This window comes from Bradyrhizobium sp. 199 (assembly GCF_023073355.1).
In the GTDB taxonomy this organism is placed as follows: Bacteria; Pseudomonadota; Alphaproteobacteria; order Rhizobiales; family Xanthobacteraceae; genus Bradyrhizobium.
Map to the genome: position 1 here is coordinate 388,836 of NZ_JADPJI010000008.1, position 23,704 is coordinate 412,539.

Sequence of the window (23,704 nt, forward strand, 5' to 3'; positions counted from 1 at the left end):
CGGATTCGCGTAAGCCCCTCATCAACATCTGAAAAATCGCAAGCGCCGCACGGCAGGTGCGCGGGCCGGCCTCGCACCGCGAGCCCTCGCGCCTGCACGGCCCAAGGAGACATCGACATGACGACAGCCCTGACACGCAACAGCACGACGCCCGTCGCAGCATACGATCGCAGCATGTCGAGCCCGCGGCTCAAGCTCACCCGACGACGCATCGTGATCCAGCATCCCGACTCGCAGGCCGGCGAACGGATGCTGGCCGAGGCACTCGGCGCCGTCGACCGCGACGCGCTGCACGGCATCCTCAAGCAATTGATGAAGGCCAGTGTGATCCTGCAGAAGCCCGATGAAGCCAATCTCGCCTTCATGGTCTCGATGATGAAGAGCATCGCACCCAGGGATTCCCTCGAGGCCATGCTGACGGCACAGATGGTATCCGTTCACGTGGCCACAATGCGCTCCGCCTGCCGCCTTGCTTTCACCGAGGACGTCTCGCAGCAGGAAGGCATCACACGCGCATTGACCCGGCTGGCCCGCACCTTCGCAGCCCAGATGGAGGCCCTGAACCGTCATCGCGGCAACGGCGAGCGTCAGATCACGGTGCAGAATTTGTCGGTGCAGGATGGCGGCAGGGCAATCGTGGGCAACGTCACGCAGCATGCGAGCGTGAGCGTCGCCGACACGAGCACCGCGATAGACGCGGGAACGGCCCCGTTCCGCGAAGCCGGCGAATGCGAACACGACCGGGCCCAGGTGATGCAAGACGCCACGGCATGAGCGCCGATCACATCCGCAACACGAGCGCGATGTCGGCGAGCCCGCGCTGCGGCGCCGGCACGCGCGGCGGCCTTCCCTGCCGCGCGCCGGCCCTGCGCGGCAAGCTCCGCTGCCGCATGCACGGCGGCGCCGCGGGATCAGGCGCGCCGTCGGGAAATCGCAATGCCCGAAAGCATGGCGCCTTCACACGGGAGCGGATCGCGGAGCGAGAGGCGATCCGGACGCTGCTGGGCGAGGCGGGAAAGCTGCTGGGGGAGATGGAAGCACTGCAACATCGAGGCTTGGCCACACCGCCGGCTCGCCACCTGAAGGGCTATAGCGCGATGCGATCAGGATGAATCGCCATCGCGCTTTAGGTTGTTGTTTAAGAATGATTCTTTTCGGAAAACCGCTGCGCACTTTTCCGGATCATGCTTTAGTGCGGCGGGTTCGCCGGATCGACGGCAGAGTTCTGCAGCCCCGCCTCATCCAGTGCCTGGGCAATCTGCTTCGCCAGCAGCTTGGCTTCTTCGGTCCCGATTTGTGCGTCGGGATGTCCTTTGAAGAACGCGCAGATAGTCGTGGCGATGATGGTATTTACCTGGTGCAGATCAACCATTTGATGCCCACGAAGTTGCGAGCAGCTTCACCCGATGGGGTGCGCATCGGCCCTGATAATGGAGTGCGGTCAACGCAAGCCAAGGAATGAAAGAATGGCCGCGATCACAACGACTAGTCCTACGAGGTAAATCAGGCCGTTCATCGCAATGCTCCTTTTCGGTGGGAGGACTGATTTATCCGGGGGTCGTGAGTCCGCCCTTGGCGCCGCACTGGTCATCGAGCTCAAGCTTTTCGAGCTGAACTTCTTTCTCTATGGCCGTCAGAGAGTTACCGATTTTGTCGACGATCCTGACCAAATCGGCATCGGAGATCTTAAGCCGCTTTCGAACGGACTTTACCTGACTTGCGTTCGCAAGATCGAGCGTTGCGCGAATGACCCGTGGCGGTCTTGAGCACAGCATGAGCAGGTCTCCTGACCAGGGTAAGCGCGATGGCGTCCCACTTGTTCCGATGCTCACCAAAGCGCGCGGCTTAAGAACGGAGTGAGCAAAGTGCGATGATCATCGCGATCAAGCGGGGCGGGACACTTCGACCCGGTCCGAGGGCGCGGATACAAGCGTAAGTTGATCCACGCGGCCTGCCATCAGTCCTGCCTAGGCCAATCGCGCTGCGCAAATCGACAGCGGCAGGTCCGCCGGTGTCATCCTCGCGGCAGTGTTGCCACGCCTCGAACGGTTTCGAAGCTGGCAGGTTGCAACGCGGCTCGTCTCTCCGCGATAGCATTAGTCAAGAGGTCAAGCACCAGCCCGAATGCCGCGAGTTCCTCTTGCTCGATAGCGCCGTCGTCGTAGCATTCGAGGGTTTCGGCGATGATGAGGTCGGCCTCACGCTGCAGGCCAAGAAGTTCCTGATTGGACTCCGCTGCCCGCGCGCTGGAAACCATCGCCAGAATTCTCGCGCGATGGCTGGTGTTGTCCTCTCTTTCGTCGCGGTTCAAATAGCGGCGCAACCAGGCGGCGGCCGAGCCGACGCCGGAGAGAAGCAGAAGCCCGAACCAGAAGTAGTCGCCGTACCGGTCGAGAAAGGTGCGTTCGTTGCCGTCAATGACGGCCGCCGCTCCCCGGTGTACCGGCAGCTCCGTGTCCTTCTCGAGGTCCGGTTTTGTGATATGTGCGGCGCCGGGAACCTGCCTGGCAATCGCTTGACGGACGGCAAAGAGCTGTCGGAAAAATGCGGCGACCGTCGCTTCAGACAAGCTCTTTCTGGCCACGATGAGGTGGCTCACGCTGAGCGTCTCAACCTTGTCACCCGGCCAGGCCGGATCCGCGTTGAAGACGCTGGGTGGAATTTCCTCGGATTCATACCGCGGATGCCTCAAGGCGATCGCTTCAGATGTCTCGACGGCGAGAAACTTCGGCTCGCCCCGGGTCCGCGCCGTTGCAGCGACGGCGTCCGCCGTGATTTTGCTGTCAAGTGGCCCAACCGCCATGAATGCATCGAGGCTCGGATCGCGCGCCAGTTCTTCGATCTGATCCGTGCCAAAATGCGTCACCGTGACCTTCCCGACCTCCACCCCGGAGGCGCTCAGGATGACCCGCAGCAGCGCGGCGTTGACCGGGGTCCGCCCGATCACGCCGACACGTTTCCCGGCGAGATCGGCGATCTCCTTGATTTTCGGCGACTGCTTTCTTTTCGAGCCCTTGCCGGCAAGTCCAGACGGTGCCCAGAGCACAGCGAAGTTCTTGCGCACGACGGCGACGGTCTGCGCCTCGGCGGGCATGTCCAGATCGCCGCGGCCGACGGCGAGGTCGGCCTTGCCCGCCCCAAGCAGGGCGAGAGACTCCACCGCCCCGTCGGTTTTGATCGGAAGCAGCCTGATACTCCGGCTTTCGCTTCCGAAGGCGTCTGCCATTGCTTGAACGACCTTGTAGTCGTCGCTGCCCGGCGGGCCAACGGCGATCCGGAGGATGTCCGGCCGCAATGCATAATAGAGCGCGCCCGCCGCGGCGCCGAAGACAAGAAATCCTACCGCGAGAGCCGAGAGCAAGGAATTGCTCCTTCTCCGCTCTCGGCGGGCCGCGTCACCAGTCGTCTGACTTGTACTTTCGGACGAAGACATTGGCCGCCAACAGATGCAGGTGCTTCCTGCCTGGCAGGATACCACGTTTTCCTGGGTATAACTTCCCAGCGGACGTCCTGGTTAATAAGCGCCGTCTGAGGCTGCAATACGCCAGCCAGCCCTGGGGCCATAAGGCCGGCAGCACTTGGCAAACGCCTCCTGATTGCCGGCGCCTATCTTTGGTCTTGAGCACGGCGATCGAGAGAAGCCACAATTCGGAATGAGGGGGTCCCGCTGCCGCCATTGGCGGCCGCGCTGCCATCATGTACGCCCATCCGAAAATCATCTCGGGACGGACGCCTCATGACGACCGCCGGCACCGACGACGCGGGCACCGCCACTCGCGCGCTGATCTTTGCGCTGCTAGCGCTAGCGTGCGGCCACATGCTCTCCACCCTGCTGCGCACCATTCCGGCGGTCAGCCTCGATCTTATGGCGGCGGATTTCCGCATCGAGCCGCAGGCGCTGGCGAGCCTCACCTCGATCTATCCGTTCGCCTTTGCCGCGGCGCAGATTCCGGTGGGAGCTGCGATGGACCGGTTTGGCGTGCGACCGGTGTCGCTGAGCCTGCTTGCGGGAACCGTGATCGGCGCCATCGCCTCGGGATTTGCGACCGGCGCTGCGAGCTTTGCGGTCGGGCAGTTCATGCTGGGGGTTGCCACCTCGGGCATGCTGATGTGCCCGATGACGCTGGCGGCCAAGCAATTGTCGGCGGCGCGGTTTGGACTGTGGTCGGGCGCGATCCTCTCGATCGGCAATATCGGCATGCTGCTGTCGGCAAGCCCGCTCGCCTTCGTGGTCGATGCTTACGGCTGGCGCGCCGGGTTCTGGCTGTCCGCCTTTGGCGGGATCGCGGTGGCGCTCGCGGTATTCGCGCTGGTGCCGAGCCCGCCGGCCGAGCACAAGGACGCGTCCTCTCCGCTATCGCAGATGATCGAGGTACTCAGGCTCGGCCTCTCGCGCCCCCTGCGCGGTCTCATCGCATTGGCGCTGGTGTCGCTGGCGACCTCTCTCGTGCTGCGCGGCCTGTGGGGCGGCCCGTGGCTGATGCAGGTCAAGGACCTGTCGCGGGTGGAGGCCGGCAACCAGCTCGGCGCATTCACGCTGGCGATGATCATAGGCCCGCTTCTCATCGGCATGATCGACCGCAGGCTCGGCCGCCGCCGCGCGCTGGTGGCGGGCACGCACATGGTCGGCGCGCTGCTGGTGGTGCTGATGGCGCTCGGGGCGCCGCACTATGCGGTGTCGGCCCTGTTCGGCGTGCCGGTGATGCCGCCGCAATACGACCTCGTGCTGTTCGTTCTCATCGGCCTGGCGACGTCGGCGCAGCCGCTGCTGTTCGGCATGTCGCGTCAGCTGGTCGACGCGCAAACCACCGGCAAGGCGCTTGCGGCCGTGAACCTCGCCTTCTTTCTCGGCGCCGCCTTGATGCAGTCGGTGACAGGCGCGGTTGCGGCGCTCGCCGGGCTGGCGGCCGTGCTGCTGTTCATGGCCGCGATGCTGGCGTTCGGCGTACTGATGTTTTTGACTTACACCTCGCCGCGTTCGTAGGATGGGTAGAGCGACAGCGAAACTCATTATGAGCTCGCACGCGGTCGATGGGTTTCGCTGCGCTCTACCCATCTTACGCCTGAAGGAATGAACTCCATGCCTGTCGACACCAAAGCCGCCACCGACCGCCTCATGCGCTTCCTCGCCGTGGAGGGCGTGACCGGACAGGAGGCGGCGATCGGGCGTGAGCTCATGGCCGCGCTGAAGAAGAGCGGCGTGCCGGCAAAGGCGATCCGGCTTGACGACGCCAACAGCCGCATTCCGGTGCCGACCGAGACCGGCAATCTCATCGTCGACCTGCCCGGCCGCGGCGCGCTGCACAACCAGCCGCGGATCATGTTCATGACGCATATGGACACCGTGCCGCTTTGCGCCGGTGCCAAGCCGAAGAAATCAGGCCGCAAGATCGTCAACGAAGCCAAGGCCGCGCTCGGCGGCGACAACCGCTGCGGCTGCGGCGTGCTGGTGACGCTGGCGGCCGAGCTCGCCAGGCAGAAGCTCGATCATCCGCCGATCACGCTATTGTTCTGCGTGCGCGAGGAGAGCGGGCTCTATGGCGCGCGCCACGTCAAGCTGGACGAGCTCGGCTCGCCGGTGATGGCGTTCAACTATGACGGCGGCTCCGCCTCCAACGTCGTCATCGGCGCGGTCGGCGCCGACCGCTGGACCGTCGAGATCTTCGGCCGCGCCTCGCATGCCGGCGTCGCGCCGGAGCGCGGCATCTCCTCGACCATGATCATGGCGCTCGCACTTGCGGACGTGAAGGCCGGCGGCTGGTTCGGCAAGGTGGTGAAGGGAAGGCAGCAAGGCACCAGCAATGTCGGCCCCGTCACCGGCGGCGAAGGCCGCCCGGCGGGCGATGCCACCAACGTCGTCACCGACTACGTGCATGTGCGCGGCGAATGCCGCAGCCATGACGGAAAATTCTTCAAGGAAATCACCAAGGCCTACAAGGCCGCGTTCGAGAAGGCGGCCAAGAAGGTCACCAATGCGCAAGGCAAGTCCGGCAAGATCAAGTTCAAGGCCGAGACCGACTATTATCCGTTCCGCATGAAGGACAGCCAGCCTGTCATCAAGCGCGCGGTCGAGGCCGTCTCAGCAGTCGGCGGCACTCCGAACGTCCGCACCGCCAATGGCGGCCTGGATGCCAACTGGATGGTTCGTCACGGCATTCCGACCGTGACATTCGGCGCCGGCCAGAACGAGGCGCACACGATCGACGAGTGGATCAATCTGGATGAGTATGATCGGGCCTGCGCGCTGGCCGTGCAACTCGCGACGATGCGGTGAGTTGCGTTTGTAAGCAAAAAGAAAAAGCAGGGAGCAAACATGCCACACATCGCAAATATCGAGACGGGTTTCTACCGGATCCCCCTCCCCGTCACGCTCTCCGATTCCACCCACGGCGAGATCGCGGCGTTCGAGCTGATCACCTGCCGCATCCGTGATGCCGAGGGCGCCGAAGGCGTCGGCTACACCTACACGGTGGGGCGCAATGGCGGCGCTGTCGCCGACATTCTCAAGCGCGAGATTCCGCCGCTGATCGAGGGCCACGAGGCCGACAACACCGAAGCCGTCTGGCACCATGTCTGGTGGGCGCTGCATTATGGCGGCCGGGGTGGGCCGGTGGTGCTGGCGCTCTCCGCGCTCGACATTGCGCTGTGGGATTTGAAGGCGCGGCGCGCCAAGCTGCCACTCTACCAGTTGCTCGGCGGCTTCGACGCGCGCGTGCCGTGCTATGCCGGCGGCATCGATCTTGATCTCTCCGTCGATGCGCTGCTCAAGCAGACCGACGGCAATCTCGACAAGGGATTTCGCGCCATCAAGATGAAGGTCGGCCGGCCCGACCTGAAAGCCGACGTCGCGAAAGTCTCCGCGATGCGACAGCACCTCGGCGATGGTTTTCCGCTGATGGCGGATGCCAACATGAAATGGACCGTCGAGGAAGCCATCCGTGCGGCCCGCGCATTCGTTCCTTACGACCTCACCTGGCTCGAGGAGCCGATCATCCCCGATGACGTTGCCGGCCATGCCCGCATCATGCAGGAGGGCGGTGTGCCGATCGCGGCGGGCGAAAATTTGCGCTCGCTGTGGGAGTTCAAGAACTACATCGCCAACGGCGCGGTGTCCTATCCCGAGCCCGACGTCACCAATTGCGGCGGCGTCAGCGCCTTCATGAAGATCGCGCGGCTCGCGGAAGCGTTCAACCTGCCCGTCACCAGCCACGGCGCGCATGACATCACCGTGCATCTGCTCGCGGCCTGCCCGAACCGCTCCTATCTGGAGGCGCACGGCTTCGGGCTGGACAAGTACATCGAGCACCCGCTGGAGCTTCAGGACGGCAAAGCGCTGGCGCCGGATCGGACCGGCCACGGCATCAGCTTCGACTGGAGCGGGCTGGCGAAGCTGGCGACGTAACGCTGGCCGTCATGGCCGGGCTTGCCTGGCCACGACGGCGTGGTGAACCGCTTTGCCGCACGCGAGGCGTTCTGACATGGCGGATGCAGCAGCCAGATAATCCGCTATGGTGACGGCAGAAATCATCGAAAGACGCCCATCTTGACCCCCGAGTTGCACCAGAAACTGACCCAGTGGCGCCGGCACCTGCATGCGCATCCCGAACTGTCGCTCCAGGAGAAAGCCACAGCCGCCTTCGTGCAGGACAAGCTCACCGAGCTCGGCATCCCCTTTGAAGCTGGCATCGGCGGCCACGGCATCGTTGCGACGCTGACGCGAGGGTCTGCCCAGGGCCGCGTCGGACTGCGCGCCGACATGGACGCGCTGCCGATCACCGAAGACACTGGCCTGCCCTACGCCTCCAAGACGTCAGGCGTGATGCATGCCTGCGGCCATGACGGACACACGGCCTCGCTGCTCGGCGCCGCCGCGATGCTCGCCGCTGACACCGACTGGAGCGGCACGGTCGACTTCATCTTCCAGCCGGCGGAGGAAGGTTTTGGCGGCTCGCGCGCGATGGTCGCGGCCGGACTATTCGACCGCTTTCCGATGGATCGGGTGTTCGGGTTTCACAACTGGCCGGGCCTTGCCGCCGGCACCATCGCAGTGCATGACGGCGTGGTGATGGCGTCCGGCGGGCGCGTCACCATCACCATCGAAGGCCATGCCGGTCACGCCGGCATGCCGCATCTGACGCGCGATCCGGTGGTGGCGGCGGGCCATCTGATCGTGGCGCTGCAATCGATCACCTCGCGCAGCGTCGATCCGCTCGACACCGCCGTGCTCTCGCTCTGCACCATCGAAGGCGGCACCGCGCCGAACCAGATCGCCGGACGCGTGACCATCCGCGGCACGCTGCGGTACCACCGCGACGGCGTCAAGGACGTCATCCTCGACGGGATCGCGCGGACCTGCGCGGGGATCGCGACGAGTTTTGGCGTCAAGGTCAGGCCCGAGATTGTCATGGGCGTCGGCGTCGTGATCAACACGCCTGATGAGGCGGGCCTGGCGCGCATCGCCGCGGCGAAAGTCCGGGCCGAGGTGCGCCGCGACCTCGCGCCAAGCATGGCTGGCGAGGATTTTGCCCACTATCTCCAGCAGCGGCCGGGCGCCTTCGTCTGGATCGGCAATGGCGAATTGCGCGACGGGGCCGAGTTGCACGGCCCACGCTATGATTTCAACGACGCCATCCTGCCGGTGGCATCGAGCTGGATGGCCGAAGTGGCAAAGGCGGCGTTGGCGTCGAACTAAAGCGCGATACGATCAGGATGAATCGCCATTGCGCTTCAGGTTGTTGTTTAAGCATGATCTTTTCGGAAAACCGCTGCGCACTTTTCCGGATCATGCTTTAGCTCACGAGATCTCGCGCGGCAGCTTCCAGCCCGGCCGGGGCTCGAAAGCCTCCTCGACGCGCGCGACGTGATATCCCTCCGGGAGAAGCCGGCCGCCCTCCTCGTCCGCTACGGGAACGTCGGTCACCAGCCCCTCGATCAAGGCGGCCTCCCACACCTCTTTCTCGGTGGGAAAGGGATCGCCGATCTGCTTGTTGCCTTCGAACAGCGCGTACATCGGTTCCGGTCCTGCGTTGATCAAGCTCACGAGCAACGTATCGGCGGCACGGACGTTCCTTCCGGCAAATGGCAACGGATGGCACGTGAAACATGGCGCGCGTTCTGATCGGCACCTCCGGCTGGCACTACGATTCCTGGCGTGGCCCGTTCTTTCCGGAGGGCGTGACGCTGAAGGAGCAGCTGCGCTACTACGCCGGACAGTTCGACACGACGGAGCTGAACGGCGTGTTCTACCGCACGCCGACGCCCGAAGCGGTCAAAGGCTGGCGCGAGCAGACCGGCGGTGATTTCGTCTTCGCCTGGAAGGCGTCCAAATTCATCACGCACTGGAAGCGCCTGTCGGAGCGCTCCGTCAACAGCCTCGAGCTGCTGGAGGACCGCATCTCGCGGCTCGGCGGCAAGGCCGGCCCGATCCTGTTCCAGCTGCCGCCGCAATTCGAGGCGAACGCCGACCGCCTCGGCGCCTTCTTCAAGCTGTTGTCGCGGAAACGGCGTTACAGCTTCGAATTCCGCCATCCGAGCTGGTATCAGCCGCGCATCTTGCGAATGCTGGCGGACGAGAACATCTCGCTCTGCCTGTCCGACCATCACGATGCGCCGGCGCCCTGGAAGCGCACCGCGGATTTCGTCTATGTGCGCGGACACGGGCCCAGCGGGCGCTATCACGGGCACTATACCAAGGCCACGCTGGCACAATGGGCAAAGCGCATCAAATCCTGGAAACGGCAGGGCTGCGACGTCTATGTCTATTTCGACAACGACCAGAAGAGCGCAGCGCCAGCCGACGCGCAGGCATTGAAGCAGTTGCTTTAGATGACACCGCCCTGCCGAAGCGCCGCGATCGCAGCCGCATCATAGCCGAGCTCGGCGAGAACGAGATCGGTGTGCTCGCCGAGCGTCGGTGGGCGGCTTACGATTTCACCCGGCGTTTCCGACAGGCGGACGGCGGCACGCGTCACCGGCGCGGGCTTCGGCAGGCCGGGATAATCGACGTCCTGCATGAAGCCGGCGGCGCGAATGTGCGGATGATCCAGCGCCTGTTGCGGTGAGAGCACGGGCCCGGTCGGGATCATGGCTTCGCCCAGTGCATCGACGGCCTCCTGTGTGGTGCGCTCGGCGCACCACCGCGCCATCCGCTCGCTGATGACGGGGCCGTTGTTGCCGCGGCTGATATCGTCGGCAAAGCGCGGATCGTTCAGCCACACCTCCTCCTCGCCCATGAGCCTTGCCCAGCGCTTGAACAGCGGATGTCCCGTGACCTGGCAGAGCACCCAGCCGTCCCTCGTGCGGTAGATGTCGGCCGGCGCAGCGGTCTGGCCGAGATTGCCTGTCGGGACGCGGTTCACGTTGATCACCGCCTGCTCGATCAGCGTCGCATTGGTGAAGGACAGCGCGGTCGCGAGCAGCGCACCCTCGACGATCTGCCCGCGCCCGGACCTGCCGCGCTCGATCAGTGCGGCGAGCGTGCCGAACGCGCAATGCAGCGCGGTGCCGAAATCGACCCAGTTCACCGCGGCGCGGTACGGCGGATCCCCGGTGCCCGTCATGTAGACCGACCCCGACATGACCTGCCCCACACCGTCGAAGCCGACGCGATCGGACCACGGCCCCGGCCCGCCGAATGCGGTTGCCGTCGTCAGGATGATGTCAGGCCTGATCGCCTTGAGCGACTCGTAGTCGAGCTTCATCGCGCGCAGGGTCTGCGGCGGCAGATTGGCGACGACGACGTCCGCGGTCGCAACCAGGCGGCGCATCACCTCCTGCCCTTCCGGCTTCATCGGATCGAGCGTGACGCTCTTCTTGTTGCGATTGACCTGGAGGAACAGCGCGCCTTCGCCGCCTTCGCCCACCGGCGCCACGAAGCGATCCTCGCTGCCGTCGCGCTTTTCAACGCGGATGACCTCGGCGCCGAATTCGGCCAGCAGGGTCGCGCAATAGGGGCCCGCAATGTAGCGCCCGAAATCGAGGACGCGCACGCCCTCCAGAACTCCCCGCATCGATCCCATCCCTGATGTTTTGGAGAGATTACAGGGAACGGCTGCCACGGCAAGGTGGGACGTGGGACCGGACTGGAGAGCTGAAGCGCCGGGCTTGAAGTCAATGCGGCCAGTCCTAAGTTTTGATGGTGCCGGGCCCGCGTGTTCGGCGAAACGAAACTGCTGAGAGGATTCGGAGTCCGCACTCCGCGGACGCTTACTCGAGGGAAGTCACATGAGAAAGCTTGCTCTTGCAATCGCCGCGGCGGCAACGCTCCTCATCGGAACGGTTGCGCCGGCTTCGGCCCACTGGCGAGGCCATCATCACTGGGGCGGTCCGGGCGTCGGTCCTGCCGTCGCGCTCGGCCTGTTCACCGGCGCGCTAGCCGCCGCAGCTGCACCTCCGGTCTATTACGAGCCGGTCTATGGCCCGCCACGCTATTATTACGGGCCCCGATATTATCGAACGGTCCGTTATTATCCGCCGGCATACCCCTACTGGTACCCCTGGTAATCTCGCTTAAGGCCCGGCCCTTGGCCGGGCCTTATCCGCGCGTGTCCCTCGCCGGACGCCAGGAACGGAAGGCAGGGGGAAAAGTTCTGCCGATACGACGCAGGTCCGGACGCGTCCCGGGCCCGATCGCGTGCGCAACCTGCGCCTCGACGCGCCCCGGCGGCGCAACAGCATCGGATCTGCTCCCGCATGAACAAGAATGTCCGCTTCAATCTCGGCTACGCCGTTGCCGCAATCTTCGCGGTCCTCTTGATCCAGCATCTCATCTCGGCGGCCAGCCAGATCGCCGTGATCCCCTACAGCGAGTACCAGCAGTTGCTGCGTCAGGGGAAGGTCGATGCGGTCGGCATTTCCGATCGGACCCTGCAGGGCACGCTGAAGGAGCCGCTGCCCGGCGGCCAGAAACAATTCGTCACCACGCGCGTCGATCAGGAGGTCGCGCAGGAACTCGAGAAATACAATGTGCGCTTCACCGGGCAGATCGAGAGCACGTTTCTCCGCGACCTTTTGTCGTGGGTCATGCCCGTGCTCCTGTTCTTCGGCATCTGGTGGTACATCGGCCGCCGCATGGCGGAAGGCGGCGGGCTCGGCGGCGGCCTGATGGCCATCGGCAAGAGCAAGGCCAAGGTCTATGTCGAGTCCAACACCGGCGTCACCTTTGCCGACGTCGCAGGGGTCGACGAAGCCAAGGACGAACTTCGCGAAGTGGTCGATTTCCTGAAGAACCCGACCGATTACGGCCGGCTCGGCGGCCGGATGCCGAAAGGCGTGCTGCTGGTGGGACCACCGGGCACAGGCAAGACCCTGCTGGCCAAAGCGGTCGCCGGCGAGGCCAGAGTGCCGTTCTTCTCGATCTCGGGGTCGGAGTTCGTCGAGATGTTCGTCGGCGTCGGCGCCGCGCGGGTCCGCGACCTGTTCCAGCAGGCGCACGAAAAGGCGCCGGCGATCATCTTCATCGACGAGCTCGACGCGCTTGGCCGCGCTCGCGGCATCGGCCCCTTCGCCGGTGGCCACGACGAGAAGGAGCAAACCCTCAACCAGCTGCTCGTCGAGCTCGACGGCTTCGACTCGCGCTCCGGGCTCGTCATCCTCGCCGCCACCAACAGGCCGGAAATCCTCGACCCGGCCTTGCTCCGCGCCGGCCGCTTCGACCGGCAGGTGCTGGTCGACCGCCCCGACAAGCGCGGTCGCATCGAGATCCTCAAGGTCCACACCAAGAAAGTGCGCCTTGCCGAGCAGGTCGAGGCGGAGACGATCGCAGCATTGACACCCGGCTTCACCGGCGCCGACCTCGCCAACCTCGTCAATGAAGCCGCGCTTCTGGCGACCCGTCGCGGGGCCGACGCGGTGGGCATGAGCGACTTCAACCACGCCGTCGAGCGCATGATCGCCGGCCTCGAGAAGCGCAACCGCCTGCTCAATGCCAAGGAGCGCGAGATCGTCGCCTATCACGAGATGGGGCATGCCCTGGTCGCGCTCTCATTGCCGGGGACCGATCCCGTGCACAAGGTCTCCATCATCCCGCGCGGCGTGGGCGCGCTCGGCTACACCATTCAGCGGCCGATCGAAGACCGGTTCCTGATGACGAAGGAGGAGCTGGAGAACAAGATGGCGGTGCTGCTCGGCGGTCGCGCCGCCGAGCTGATCGTATTCGGGCACTTGTCCACCGGCGCGGCCGACGATCTGCGCCGGGTGACCGACATCGCGCGCAGCATGGTGACACGTTACGGCATGTCCGAGAGACTCGGGAGCGTGGCCTATGAGCGAGATCCCGGCAACTTCCTTGCGGGCGCGGACCGTGCCTACCCGGGTCGCGAGCGCGACTATGCGGAAGAGACCGCTGGCGCGGTCGACCGCGAGGTGAAAGCCATTATCGACCAGGTCTTCCAGCGCACCCAGGGCATCTTGAACACACGGCGGCCGATCCTGGACCGCGCTGCAAAGAAGCTCCTCGAGAAGGAAACCCTGGAGCAGAGCGATATCGATGGGCTGATCCGGGAAATGCCCAAGGAAGGCCTGCGCGCGATTTGAGCCTCGCGAGCAGCGTCCCCGGGTTCGACGCTCCATGGCGCGAGACGGACTTTACACGGCCCGCTTCTGCCTGACCTCCGCCGGAAGTTCGATCACCTTCCTGTTCGATGGCGAACCGTTAGAGATCATCGGCGAAGGCGGGCCGTCGCTCTTGGGCGCCTCTATTGCCGTGACGGGATCGGCATGCCTGGCGTGCCATTCGATCAAGAGGTGACCGGCCACCAACATCACGCCGGCGCTTAACAGCGCGAGAGCCGCGCTGACGAGATCACGGTAATTATCCATCCCATAAACCAACGATGCGTGCAGCCAACGCGGCTTGCGTGGACCAGATTGGATTGAAGGCTCCACGTTTCAAGAGCTTGTCTGCAGCAGAGAAGAACCAGGCCGATCTCATTTGCCGGCTTTAGTGAAAGATCATTCACGTGGGAACATTCGGGCGCTTTCCAAATTCTAGAGGCGCCATCAGCCTGAGAGTGACTGGGTGCCGTGTTCGGGCTCAGCGACAGGTTGGCGGCGACTCTGACCATCTTGCTCTGTGAGGATTTGGACATGAGAACAACCTGTGCCCGGACTGCGCGGCCCGCCGGACTCGCCGCGCTCGCGACGCCGCGCTCGGCGCTCCAAGCGGCCGACCGCATTGATCGGCAGTGCACCTCGGCTCTGCGCCAACGCTCGTGGTGAGGGGTGCGCGATGCTAGCTGTCTCGTCGCTTCCTGCGATTCACTCGGAAGGCGGGCTCTCCCGCTATCTGAAGGAGATTCGTCGATTTCCGCTGCTCGAGGCGCCGGAAGAAACTGAATATGCACGCCGCCTGCGCCATTGCGGCGATTCCGACGCGGCCTACCGGCTGGTCACCAGCCACCTGCGGCTGGCGGCCAAGATCGCGCTTCAACATCGCCGCTACGGCCTTCCAATCGCCGACCTCGTCTCCGAGGCCAATGTCGGGCTGATGCTTGCGGTCAAGCGGTTCGACCCGGAGAAAGGCTTTCGGCTCGCGACTTATGCGACGTGGTGGATCAAGGCATCAGTGCAGGAGTACATCCTCCGGTCATGGTCACTCGTCAAGCTCGGCACCACCGCTGCGCAGAAGAAGCTGTTCTTCAACCTCCGCAAGCTGAAGAGCAGGCTCGGCGTACCGGAGGACGGCGATCTGCGTGCCGACCAGCTCAAGCAGATCGCCGGCAGCCTCAACGTGAGAGAAGGCGACGTGATCGAAATGGATGGCAGGCTGCGCGGCGACATCTCCCTCAACGCGCCGCTCGGCGTCGATAGCCAGGGCGATCAATGGCAGGATCGACTCGTGGATCCCTCCCCCGATCCTGAGAGCCTGCTGCTGGAGGCGAGCGAACGTGAACGAGAGAAAACCGCCCTCTCGGACGCCCTTGCTGCGCTTTCGCCACGCGAGCGCAGCATCATCAAGGCCCGATATCTCGACGAACCGCACAAGACGCTGGACGACCTCGCCAGCAGATTCGGCGTCTCGCGCGAGCGAATCCGGCAGATCGAGCAGCGCGCGTTGCAACGGATCAGGGCGACGGTCTGCGCGCGCCTGTCTCCGGTGTCGTGACAATCAGGTGCCGTGACAATCAGGGGCCGGTGAGAACCAAGACCTGCTGATCGGCCGGTGGGCCGATCAGCACCCGGTACAGATGTCGGGAATGATACGCTCGGCCGAAAAGTCGGCGCTCCTGCGTCCATTCCGGGATGGCCTCTCAGTATCGCTGCGTGAGGCCGCAGTGGAGCTGGTGGCGAGTTGCCGTGTGGGCTCGACCGAACTCCTCACCTCTGCGCGCGCAGAGGCGGCTTCCTTGGCCTGGAGCGCATTGATCATTGCCCACAAGGCGGCGGCAACGACGAAGCCTCTCATCTCTCATCATCCTCCTTTCATTCGAGCAAAGAGCGGCTGCAGAGCCGCGCGGAGAAGGAGCGATGTCCCGGACGACCGCCGCGGTGGTCGCGTCTCTTCACGTCCGTTCCGGCGGCACATGGACAGCGGAGCGGCCTGCCCGCCGCTCCAATGTCTCAGCTCATTGCAGGCTGTGGCCGGTCCCGATCGCGCGGGGCAAGATCGAGACGGATACCCGACGGTCCCAGAACCGGCGACAGCAGCGTATCCACCTTCATGGTGGAGCGCGCCCGCTCCCATTTCGCCCAGGGCATCGCGTCCAGGTATGGGATCGGCGGCAACGTCAACCGCTCCAAGGTCTCGGCTGCGTTCCCGCCGGAGCCGGGGCTCTCGGCGCCACGAGCCGCACAGGGCACGAGAGCGAGGCCGGCGGCAAAGCCCAACGCCGCCAGGTACCGCGCCATTTGTGTGTTCTCCGCGCGAGCGGAGAAGGTACGATCCTTGATCATCTCATCCTCCAATCGTTCGAAACAGGTCCAATGACCGTGACAGAGCTCGTGAAAACGAGCCCGGCGGGCAGCCGGGCTCGTTCGTCTCAGAAATCCGTGGCAGGAATGCTTGCCGCTTCGGGCTTCTTCGGCCTGTCAGCCACCAGTGCTTCGGTCGTAATGAGCAGCGAAGCAACGGAGGCGGCGTCCTGCAAGGCGGTGCGCACCACCTTGACAGGGTCGATCACGCCGGCCTGCACCATGTCCTGGTACTCGCCGGTGGCCGCATTGAAGCCCCAAGTGTAAGTCTCGTTCTCAAGGAGCTTGCCGACAACGACGGAACCGTCCTCGCCCGCATTCTGCACGATCTGCCGGGCCGGCACCTGGATGGCACGACGCACGATGTCGACGCCCGCCTTCTGGTCCGCGTTAGAGGTCTTGACGCCATCGAGCGCCTTGAGGGCACGCAGCAGTGCCACGCCGCCGCCAGGCAGGATGCCTTCCTCGACGGCAGCCCGCGTTGCATGTAGCGCGTCGTCCACACGGTCCTTGCGTTCCTTCACCTCGACCTCGGTCGCTCCGCCGACCCGGATCACCGCGACCCTGCCAGCGAGCTTGGCCAGCCGCTCCTGAAGCTTCTCGCGGTCGTAGTCCGAGGTGGTTTCCTCGATTTGACTCCTGAGCTGCTGACTTCTCGCCTCGATATCCTTCTTGGCACCGGCCCCGTCGACAATCGTGGTGTTCTCCTTGTCGATCACAACTTTCTTGGCGCGGCCCAGCATATTCAGCGAGACGCTCTCAAGTTTGATACCGAGTTCTTCGGAGATCACCGTGCCGCCGGTGAGGATCGCGATGTCCTCAAGCATCGCCTTGCGGCGATCGCCAAAGCCAGGCGCCTTGACTGCGGCGACCTTCAGGCCGCCGCGCAAACGATTGACCACCAGCGTCGCCAGTGCCTCGCCCTCGACCTCTTCCGCGATGATCAGAAGCGGCTTTCCGGATTGCACCACCTGCTCGAGCAGCGGCAGCATGGTCTGGAGGCCCGACAGCTTCTTCTCGTGAATCAGCACGTAGGGGTCGCCTTCGGCCACGACCAGTCGCTCTGGGCGATGGGACCGGATCAGTACGAAGGTTAGTTCCTCACGCCGCCGATCGATCCACCAAGCCATGCTGTAGCGAATCAAGCAGGCGCTGCTCGCGCTCGATCCGGGCGCGATAGAGTTCGCGCTCGCTCTCGTTTCTGGCACTGGCCAGCAACATGCGATAGTGCCCGATCACCTTCTCGCTGCCCCGGATGAGGAGGTTGCGGACGTCACTCATCGTTCCGCTCCGGCAGCAGTGGAAACGGATGGCATGTTCGGAAGGCTGAATGCGACGGGGAACGCATCGGCGGCGAGCGCCTCGAGCGCGGCCTGCTCCTCGGCAAGGCGTCGTTCGATAAACTGGCGCTCGATGTCCGACAACCTGGTCTTCAGCAAGCGTCGATAACGAGACAAATTGTTGCGGTGCGTGCGGATGCGGGCGAAATCCTGATCGAGCATCGTCGTCACTCCTGACGGTCTTTCACGGTCCTTTTCGATTTTGCGATGCAGGAAGAAGCATCTTCCGGAGCCAAGAAATATTCCGGCGCGCTGTCCTGCCAAGACGCCGTGTCACCGCTCTCTCGACGGCGCCCGCGGCCGCTCAAAAAATTTTGGCCCCCCTTGCAAGGACTTTGCGCCGCTGTAACTCGTTTTTCGCCGCGAGAGCGGTGAGCCGGATGCCGACTTGGGTCCGGGCGCGGCCGCCGGGCGGGTCTTCGGATCCGCTTCCGATTCCCTGTCTTGCCCTCCTTCGCAACCATCTTGCTCTTTGGAGGACTTGAACCGCAAAATTACGGCAGGTTGTCCCGCAGAAAAATATCGATGCGGATGCGCTCCTGGTCGGGGCTGATCGGCTCGCCCGAACAATGCGCGAGCAGGATTCGCGCCGCAGACCGCGCCTCGTGGCCGGCATCCTGGTTGATGACAGCGTCGAGCGTACCGCGGACCAGGAATCGCCTTGTGTACTCGGTGAGCTCATGGGTGATCCAGACCACCTCGCGCGCGCGGCCCGAAGCCTCGAGCGCATCGGCGATGCCGCGGTTTCCGGCGCCGCAGCAATAGATGCCGCGGAGGTCGGCGTGGCGTGCGAGCAACGCGCCCGTGAGTTTTCGCGTGCGGTCGCTGTCGTCGCGTCCCTCGATGACCGGTAGTGCGGACAGGTTAGAATGCTCGCTGGACAGGATCTGGTGGAAGCCGAACTGCCGTTCGGTGTGATCGCGCAGCGACAACGATCCTGCGATCACCGCGACGGTGCCCTCGCGCCCGGCGAGGAAACGCCCCATCAGCGTCGCCGCGGTGCGGCCTGCGGCCGGATTGTCGATCCCGACATAGTGCACGCGGGACGAGCTCGGCGCGTCCGACACCAGGGTCACCACGGCAATCCCGCGCGCGACGAGCTCGTCGATCGCGGCGCGAACCCTGGGATGATCGAGCGCGATGACGGCGACGCCCTGATAGGCCGGCGAGAGATTCTCCAGCGCCGCGGCAAGAACATCGGGGTCGAACACGTCGACATGGAGGATGTCGATGAAGCCACGCTGGCCGGCGAGCCAGTCGGCGGTGCGAGCCACCTGCTCGGTCAGGCTGGTCATGAAGCTGTTGCTGCCCGTCGGCAACACGAAAGCGAAGCGGAACGTCTGCCCGCGGGCGAGCCGCGCCGCCGCAACATCGGCGCGATAGCCGAGCTTAGCCACCGCGGCCTCGACACGCGCGACGGTCTTGGCGTGGACGCCCTCGCGCCGGTTGACGACCCGATCGACGGTGGCGAGCGAAACGCCCGCCGTGCGCGCGACGTCCTCGAGCGTGGCTCGAATCACCGGCTGGGTCGCGCCAACCGTCATTCGCGCGCGGCCCACAGCATGCCGCGAGTCATCAACGTGCGTATCTCCGGCACGTCGAGCTCGTAGGCGCGGTGGCCCAGCGAGGAGTAGAACACTCTCCCTGCGCCATAGCGCTTCTTCCACACCACGGGCATCACCACGCCCTCGATCCACGGCGCGTGCTCGCCGGTGAAAGTTGTCGTTGCCAATACCTCGTTGGCGGGGTCGACATGCATATAATATTGCTCGGACCGATGTTCGAAGCTGTTCAGACCCGTCATGATGGGATCATCCGGTTTCGTCAAGTCGACCTTGTAGTCGATGATGTTGCCGGGATGGGCGACCCACTGGCCGCCGCACAGGAATTGGTAATCGACCGACTCGCGGAAGGCATCGCACATGCCGCCATGATGGCCGGCAAGCCCGACGCCACTGCGCACCGCCGCGCAGAGATTGAGCGCGTCGGCCTTCTCGATCTTCGACATCGTGTAGATCGGGATGATCAACGACAGATCGTGGATCGCGGGATCGGCGAATGCCGCCGTCGTCGTCTCGATCCGAACCTCAAAACCTTCTGCCTTCAGCCAGCCCCGAATCATCGAGGCGCAGAGATCGGGATCGTGTCCCGGCCAGCCACCCCATACAATCAATGCCTTGCGCATGGTCATTCCCTCAATCGATCTGTCCGGTTTCACGCCCCGTGGTCAGCATCGCCGGCCGCTCGACGCGGCTCTCGATCTTGACGCGGCGGCCTTCGTCGGCGGAGCTCTGGAAAGCCTCCATTACCTCCAGCACGTGGAAGGCAAGCGCGCCGCTGGCGCGGTGCGGACGGTTGTTCAGGATCGCGGAGGCCATGTCGGCGACGCCGATGGAGCGGAACTCGCCCTCGACATGGCCGTGCGTCAGCGGCATCGTCTCCCATTCGCCGCCGGTCCTGGCAACCTGCACCTCGCCGCCGAAGCGGTTCGGGTCCGGCACCTGCATGCTGCCCTTGTCGCCATAGATCTCGATCGGCGCGTGCCGGTGCTTCGGTACGTCAAAGCTCATCGTGATCGAGACGACCGCGCCGCTTTCGAACTCCAGTGTCCCCGCGACATGGGTCGCGACCTCGACCGGAATCAGCGCGCCGTTCATTGGCTGGCTGGTGACCACACGCTCGGACCTCGGACGCGCGGTCGAGCCCACCACGCTCGCGACCGGGCCGAGCAATTGCACGAGATCGGTGATGTAGTACGGCCCCATGTCGAGCATCGGTCCGCCGCCGCGCAAATAATAGAAGCCCGGCGCCGGGTGCCAGCGCTCATGACCGGGGCAGCCGAAGAAGGCGCTGCCCGCCACCGGCGTGCCGATCGCGCCGTCGTCGATCAGCTTGCGTGCAGTCTGGTGTCCGCCGCCAAGGAACGTGTCGGGCGCGCAGCCGACGCGCAGGTTCTTCTGTGCGGCAAGATCAATGACCTTGCGGGCTTCCGCGACGTCGATACCGAGCGGCTTCTCGGAATGAACGTGCTTTCCGGCATTCAGCACCGCCAGGCTGACATCGGTATGGGCCAGCGGCACCGTGAGATTGACGACGATTTCGACATCGTCGCGCTTCAACAACTGGTCGACCCGCATCGCCGGCAAGCTGAATGCCGCTCCCTGGCGCTCCGCAACCTCGCTGCGCATGTCTGCGAGCGCCCTGACCTCCATGACCGGAAAACGCTGGGCGGCTTTGAGGTAGGCGGTACTGATCACACCGCAGCCGATGATTCCGACGCCGACTTTTCTCATTGTGATCTCCCGAGAATATGGCTCATCCCTTGACCGCGCCTGCAGTGAGGCCGGCGACGATGTGCTTCTGCGCCAGCAGGAACAGAATGATCGTGGGCAGGATGGTGAGCGTGATGAAGGCCAGGATCAGGTGCCATTCGGACGAGTATTCGCCCTGGTAGACCATGATTCCGAGCGGCCAAGGATACAGCGCATCGGTGTTCAGCATCACCAGCGGCAACAGATAGGCGTTCCAGCTGTTGACGAAAGTGATGGTGCCGACGGTCGCCAGGATGGGACGCGACAGAGGCAACGTCACATAGCGGAAGAACTTGATGTAGCTGCAACCGTCGACCAGCGCCGCCTCCAGCAGCTCATATGGAATATCCTTGAAGAAGCGGCGCAACAGCAGCACGCTCATGGCAAGACTGAACGCCACCTGCGGCAGCGCGACGCCGAAATAGGTATCGAGCAGGCCGAGATCCCGCACCTTGATGAACAGAGGCAACACGGCGGTCGCAGCGGGAAACAGCAGGCCCAGCGTCAGATAGCTGAGCAGCATCGAGCTCCCGTAGAACTTGACGTGGGCGAAGGTGAACGCGGCCATCGAAGCCGTGATCAGGGTCAGCGTCACTGCCAGCGTCGCGATGATCAGCGAATTGCGCAAGAGCTGCCAGTAGCGCGCCGAGAACAGGATGTCCGCATAGTTCTGCCACTCCCAACGCCCGGGCAAGCCGAACGGATTGACACGTAGTTCGCCGAGCGACTTGAAGCCGCCGAGCAGGGTCGCGAGCAGCGGCACCAGGACGAAGACCGCGATCAAACCGAGGAACAGCGCCTTGAACAGCGCGGCGGGATCGAACGCGCGGCTGGCCCCGGCACTACTCATCGCGCATGAACCATCGCTTGTAGGTAAAGGCAAAGGTCACGCAGATCGCGAACAGGATGACGCCGATGGCGCTGCCATAGCCAACTCGCATGCGCGAGATGCCATTGTTGTAGAGAAAGCTCACCATCGTATTCGAGGAGTCGGCCGGTCCTCCGCGCGTCAGCGGCATGACGAGATCGAACAGTTGCAGGGAACCGATGATGGCGAAGAACACGGACAAACGGACGGTCGGATAAAGCAAGGGGATGACGACATGGCGCAGTGTCTGCGTCCGCGTCGCGCCGTCGATCCGGGCGGCCTCGATCAGGCTCTTGTCGAGGCCCTGGAGCGCCGCGATGAACAGCATCATGTGGAAGCCGAAATACTTCCAGACCACCACGATCAGCACCGCCAACATCGCCGTGTCAGTCGAGGCCAGCAGATGCGGCGGCTCGGCGCTGAAGGCGCGCCAGATCGAGGCGACGAGGCCGTAGTCGCCGTCATAGACGAAGCTGAAGATCAGCCCCGTGGCGATCTCGGCGAGGATATAGGGCATGAAGAACAGCATGCGGAGCGCCACAGCTCCGCGAAAGCGTTCAGCGAGCATGAGGGCCAGCGTGAGCGCAAGCGGCAGCTGGATGGCGAGCGAAACCGCGATGATCAGCCCGTTGTTACGCAGCGCGAGCCAGAAGGCCCGCGTCTCCAGCACGAAGCGGTAATTGTCGAGGCCAATCCAGTTCGTCGGCCTGCCGAAGCCGTTCCAGTTGAAAGCCGAGTACCAGGCGGCCTCACCGATCGGCAGCACCACGAAAAGCGTGAACAGCAGCAGCGCGGGCGGCAAGAACAGGATCAGGACGGTGAAGCGTCCGTCCCAGGTCGGACCGCGAACCGCGAGCGGCGAGAAAGACGGCTTCGCAACGCCCATCGCCGACACGCTCGCGATGCGCCGTTGCACCATCAGTTACCCTGCTTCCAGGCCGCCTCGATCGCTTTCGCAGCGTCCTGCGGGGCCATGCTGCCGCCCGCGATCTCGGCGGTGACGTCATTGACGACGCGGCCGACCGAGGGGCCGAGGCTCTGGTCATAGAAGTTCTGGTGGTAGTTCGACTTCGCCAGATTGGCCGCGATCAGCTTCATAAAGGAATTGTTGAGGCCGACATCGGCACCCTGCACCACCGGGATGATGAAATTGCCCGCCGCAAGGCGCGTCTGCACGTCCTTGGACACGAAGTATTTCAGGAAATCGACAGCCTCCTTCGGCGATCCCTTGGTGATCAGCCAGCCCGTGATGCCTCCGAGCGTGTCGGTCGGCGCTCCCTTGCCGCCGGCGACGACCGGAAAATCGAACCAACAGATCCTGTCTTCGCCGAGACCGGCCTTGTCCGCCGCGAGCGCCCGCTGCAGATGATAGACGGTCGAAATCGCGAGCGTCATCGCGGCCTTTCCGTCGCCGAAATAGCCGACGGCTTGCGGATTCTTGAAGCCGAGGAAGCCGTTCTGGAAGGGCTGGAGATCGACGAGCTGCTTGAACAGCTCGCCGGATTTCTGGAAGGTCTCGCCGGCGAAGCCACCGTTCTCGCCGCGCAGCGCCGCATCGAACGCCGCCTTGCCGCCGATGCGCACGGCCAGATGCGTCCAGTAGAAATGCAGCGGCCATTTGTCGGCGCCTCCGACCACGATCGGCGTCACGCCGGCGGCCTTCAGCGTCTTCACGGCAGTGAGCAGGTCGTCCCAGGTCTTGATGGCGGCGGGATCGACCTTCGCCTTGGCCATCAGATCTTTGTTGCAGAGGAAGCCGACCTGCGAGAGCGCAGTCGGCAGACCGTAGACGCGGCCATTGCTGGTGAAAGCCGCAAGCGCGGCGGGAGTGAGGCTGTCGCTGTAACCCTTCACCTGATCGGTGATGTCGTCGAGCACGCCCGCCTCGACCTGGGTCTTCAGGACCCCGCCGGCCCAACTGTAGATGATGTTTGGACGATCCCTGGATTGCAGGATCGTGGGCAGCTTGGCCTTGTAGGCCTCGTTCTCGAGGAACTGCATCTCGATTTTGACGCCCGGATGCGATGCCTCGTAGGCACGGGCGACCTCGTCCCAGATCTTCACCTGGGCCGGGTTGGCCTCGATGTGCAGCCATTTCACGGTGGTGTCGGCTGACGCGGAATGGGCCCAAAGCAGGCATGCGACAGCGGCGAGTCCCAGTTTCCCGAGCGATCTCATCACATCCTCCCAACAGGCTCTTCTTCTTTGACGCAATCCTGCCCTCAATTTTTGAGGTACGCAACACAAATTCTGATCTATGGACCTCACCGAGGGTA

General features: G+C 64.3%; 25 protein-coding genes. 10 read left to right on the forward strand and 15 right to left on the reverse strand.

Features of this window, described 5'->3' with window-relative positions; translation table 11 throughout:
• The first annotated feature begins 117 nt into the window (after positions 1-117).
• Both IVB28_RS24215 and IVB28_RS24220 read left to right on the forward strand, forming a co-directional pair.
• Positions 118-774, forward strand: a complete 657-nt coding sequence (locus IVB28_RS24215; protein ID WP_247529539.1) for a hypothetical protein — start codon at positions 118-120, stop codon at positions 772-774.
• Positions 771-1,112 carry an HGGxSTG domain-containing protein gene (locus IVB28_RS24220; RefSeq protein ID WP_247529541.1) on the forward strand — a complete coding sequence of 114 codons (342 nt, stop codon included), beginning with the start codon at positions 771-773 and terminating at the stop codon, positions 1,110-1,112. The genes IVB28_RS24215 and IVB28_RS24220 overlap by 4 nt, the downstream gene beginning before the upstream one ends.
• A 77-nt stretch (positions 1,113-1,189) precedes the next feature.
• Here IVB28_RS24220 and IVB28_RS24225 read toward each other — a convergent pair whose 3' ends face one another.
• Positions 1,190-1,372, reverse strand: a complete 183-nt coding sequence (locus IVB28_RS24225; protein WP_247529543.1) for a hypothetical protein — start codon at positions 1,370-1,372, stop codon at positions 1,190-1,192.
• 642 nt (positions 1,373-2,014) lie between these two features.
• Complete coding sequence (locus IVB28_RS24230; protein WP_247529544.1) at positions 2,015-3,433, reverse strand: TAXI family TRAP transporter solute-binding subunit; 1,419 nt, start codon at positions 3,431-3,433, stop codon at positions 2,015-2,017.
• Between the two features lie 303 nt (positions 3,434-3,736).
• On the opposite strand from IVB28_RS24230, the gene IVB28_RS24235 reads away from it, so the two are divergent.
• The 4 genes from IVB28_RS24235 to IVB28_RS24250 all read left to right on the forward strand — a co-directional run bounded on the left by IVB28_RS24235 (position 3,737) and on the right by IVB28_RS24250 (position 8,692).
• Positions 3,737-4,984 (forward strand): MFS transporter, encoded by a 1,248-nt coding sequence (locus IVB28_RS24235; RefSeq protein ID WP_247529547.1) that lies wholly within the window; start codon positions 3,737-3,739, stop codon positions 4,982-4,984.
• 96 nt (positions 4,985-5,080) lie between these two features.
• Positions 5,081-6,274 carry a M20/M25/M40 family metallo-hydrolase gene (locus tag IVB28_RS24240; RefSeq protein WP_247529549.1) on the forward strand — a complete coding sequence of 398 codons (1,194 nt, stop codon included), beginning with the start codon at positions 5,081-5,083 and terminating at the stop codon, positions 6,272-6,274.
• 39 nt (positions 6,275-6,313) lie between these two features.
• Complete coding sequence (locus IVB28_RS24245; RefSeq protein WP_247529551.1) at positions 6,314-7,402, forward strand: mandelate racemase/muconate lactonizing enzyme family protein; 1,089 nt, start codon at positions 6,314-6,316, stop codon at positions 7,400-7,402.
• A gap of 141 nt (positions 7,403-7,543) precedes the next feature.
• Positions 7,544-8,692: an amidohydrolase gene (locus tag IVB28_RS24250; protein WP_247529553.1), complete on the forward strand. Its 1,149-nt coding sequence runs from the start codon at positions 7,544-7,546 to the stop codon at positions 8,690-8,692.
• A gap of 102 nt (positions 8,693-8,794) precedes the next feature.
• Here IVB28_RS24250 and IVB28_RS24255 read toward each other — a convergent pair whose 3' ends face one another.
• Entirely contained in the window at positions 8,795-9,010 is a 216-nt protein-coding gene (locus IVB28_RS24255) for a hypothetical protein (protein ID WP_247529554.1), read from the reverse strand.
• A gap of 92 nt (positions 9,011-9,102) precedes the next feature.
• Between IVB28_RS24255 and IVB28_RS24260 the strand changes: the two genes are divergently transcribed.
• Positions 9,103-9,825, forward strand: coding sequence for a DUF72 domain-containing protein (locus IVB28_RS24260; protein WP_247529555.1), 723 nt, complete (start codon positions 9,103-9,105; stop codon positions 9,823-9,825).
• Here IVB28_RS24260 and IVB28_RS24265 read toward each other — a convergent pair.
• Positions 9,822-11,009: a CoA transferase gene (locus IVB28_RS24265; protein ID WP_247529556.1), complete on the reverse strand. Its 1,188-nt coding sequence runs from the start codon at positions 11,007-11,009 to the stop codon at positions 9,822-9,824. The two genes, IVB28_RS24260 and IVB28_RS24265, sit on opposite strands and share 4 nt — an antisense overlap.
• A gap of 214 nt (positions 11,010-11,223) precedes the next feature.
• Between IVB28_RS24265 and IVB28_RS24270 the strand changes: the two genes are divergently transcribed.
• Together IVB28_RS24270 and ftsH are read left to right on the forward strand one after the other, a co-directional pair.
• Positions 11,224-11,502 (forward strand): hypothetical protein, encoded by a 279-nt coding sequence (locus IVB28_RS24270; RefSeq protein WP_247529557.1) that lies wholly within the window; start codon positions 11,224-11,226, stop codon positions 11,500-11,502.
• A 189-nt stretch (positions 11,503-11,691) separates the two neighbouring features.
• A complete protein-coding gene (ftsH, locus tag IVB28_RS24275) occupies positions 11,692-13,533 on the forward strand; it encodes an ATP-dependent zinc metalloprotease FtsH (RefSeq protein WP_247529558.1) in 1,842 nt (613 codons plus the stop codon).
• A 51-nt stretch (positions 13,534-13,584) separates the two neighbouring features.
• Here ftsH and IVB28_RS24280 read toward each other — a convergent pair whose 3' ends face one another.
• Positions 13,585-13,818: a hypothetical protein gene (locus tag IVB28_RS24280; protein ID WP_247529559.1), complete on the reverse strand. Its 234-nt coding sequence runs from the start codon at positions 13,816-13,818 to the stop codon at positions 13,585-13,587.
• A gap of 409 nt (positions 13,819-14,227) precedes the next feature.
• On the opposite strand from IVB28_RS24280, the gene rpoH reads away from it, so the two are divergent.
• Positions 14,228-15,103 (forward strand): RNA polymerase sigma factor RpoH, encoded by an 876-nt coding sequence (rpoH, locus tag IVB28_RS24285; RefSeq protein ID WP_247530154.1) that lies wholly within the window; start codon positions 14,228-14,230, stop codon positions 15,101-15,103.
• Between the two features lie 455 nt (positions 15,104-15,558).
• Here the strand turns inward: rpoH and IVB28_RS24290 are convergent, their stop codons facing one another.
• The 10 genes from IVB28_RS24290 to IVB28_RS24335 all read right to left on the reverse strand — a co-directional run bounded on the left by IVB28_RS24290 (position 15,559) and on the right by IVB28_RS24335 (position 23,606).
• Positions 15,559-15,846, reverse strand: coding sequence for a hypothetical protein (locus IVB28_RS24290; RefSeq protein ID WP_247529560.1), 288 nt, complete (start codon positions 15,844-15,846; stop codon positions 15,559-15,561).
• Between the two features lie 131 nt (positions 15,847-15,977).
• On the reverse strand, positions 15,978-17,039 hold the full coding sequence (groEL, locus tag IVB28_RS24295) for a chaperonin GroEL (protein ID WP_256467011.1): 1,062 nt from the start codon (positions 17,037-17,039) through the stop codon (positions 15,978-15,980).
• Positions 17,011-17,190, reverse strand: coding sequence for a hypothetical protein (locus IVB28_RS24300; protein ID WP_247529561.1), 180 nt, complete (start codon positions 17,188-17,190; stop codon positions 17,011-17,013). The genes groEL and IVB28_RS24300 overlap by 29 nt, the downstream gene beginning before the upstream one ends.
• Positions 17,187-17,411: a hypothetical protein gene (locus IVB28_RS24305; RefSeq protein ID WP_247529562.1), complete on the reverse strand. Its 225-nt coding sequence runs from the start codon at positions 17,409-17,411 to the stop codon at positions 17,187-17,189. The genes IVB28_RS24300 and IVB28_RS24305 overlap by 4 nt, the downstream gene beginning before the upstream one ends.
• Before the next feature lie 332 nt (positions 17,412-17,743).
• Positions 17,744-18,793: a LacI family DNA-binding transcriptional regulator gene (locus tag IVB28_RS24310; RefSeq protein ID WP_247529564.1), complete on the reverse strand. Its 1,050-nt coding sequence runs from the start codon at positions 18,791-18,793 to the stop codon at positions 17,744-17,746.
• A complete protein-coding gene (locus IVB28_RS24315; protein WP_247529565.1) occupies positions 18,790-19,434 on the reverse strand; it encodes a ThuA domain-containing protein in 645 nt (214 codons plus the stop codon). Before IVB28_RS24315 ends, IVB28_RS24310 begins: the two co-directional genes overlap by 4 nt.
• A gap of 10 nt (positions 19,435-19,444) precedes the next feature.
• Positions 19,445-20,542: a Gfo/Idh/MocA family oxidoreductase gene (locus IVB28_RS24320; protein ID WP_247529566.1), complete on the reverse strand. Its 1,098-nt coding sequence runs from the start codon at positions 20,540-20,542 to the stop codon at positions 19,445-19,447.
• A gap of 22 nt (positions 20,543-20,564) precedes the next feature.
• A complete protein-coding gene (locus IVB28_RS24325) occupies positions 20,565-21,410 on the reverse strand; it encodes a carbohydrate ABC transporter permease (protein WP_247529567.1) in 846 nt (281 codons plus the stop codon).
• Entirely contained in the window at positions 21,403-22,344 is a 942-nt protein-coding gene (locus tag IVB28_RS24330) for a sugar ABC transporter permease (protein WP_247530155.1), read from the reverse strand. The genes IVB28_RS24325 and IVB28_RS24330 overlap by 8 nt, the downstream gene beginning before the upstream one ends.
• 2 nt (positions 22,345-22,346) lie before the next feature.
• Positions 22,347-23,606: an extracellular solute-binding protein gene (locus IVB28_RS24335; RefSeq protein ID WP_247529568.1), complete on the reverse strand. Its 1,260-nt coding sequence runs from the start codon at positions 23,604-23,606 to the stop codon at positions 22,347-22,349.
• Positions 23,607-23,704 lie beyond the last annotated feature (98 nt).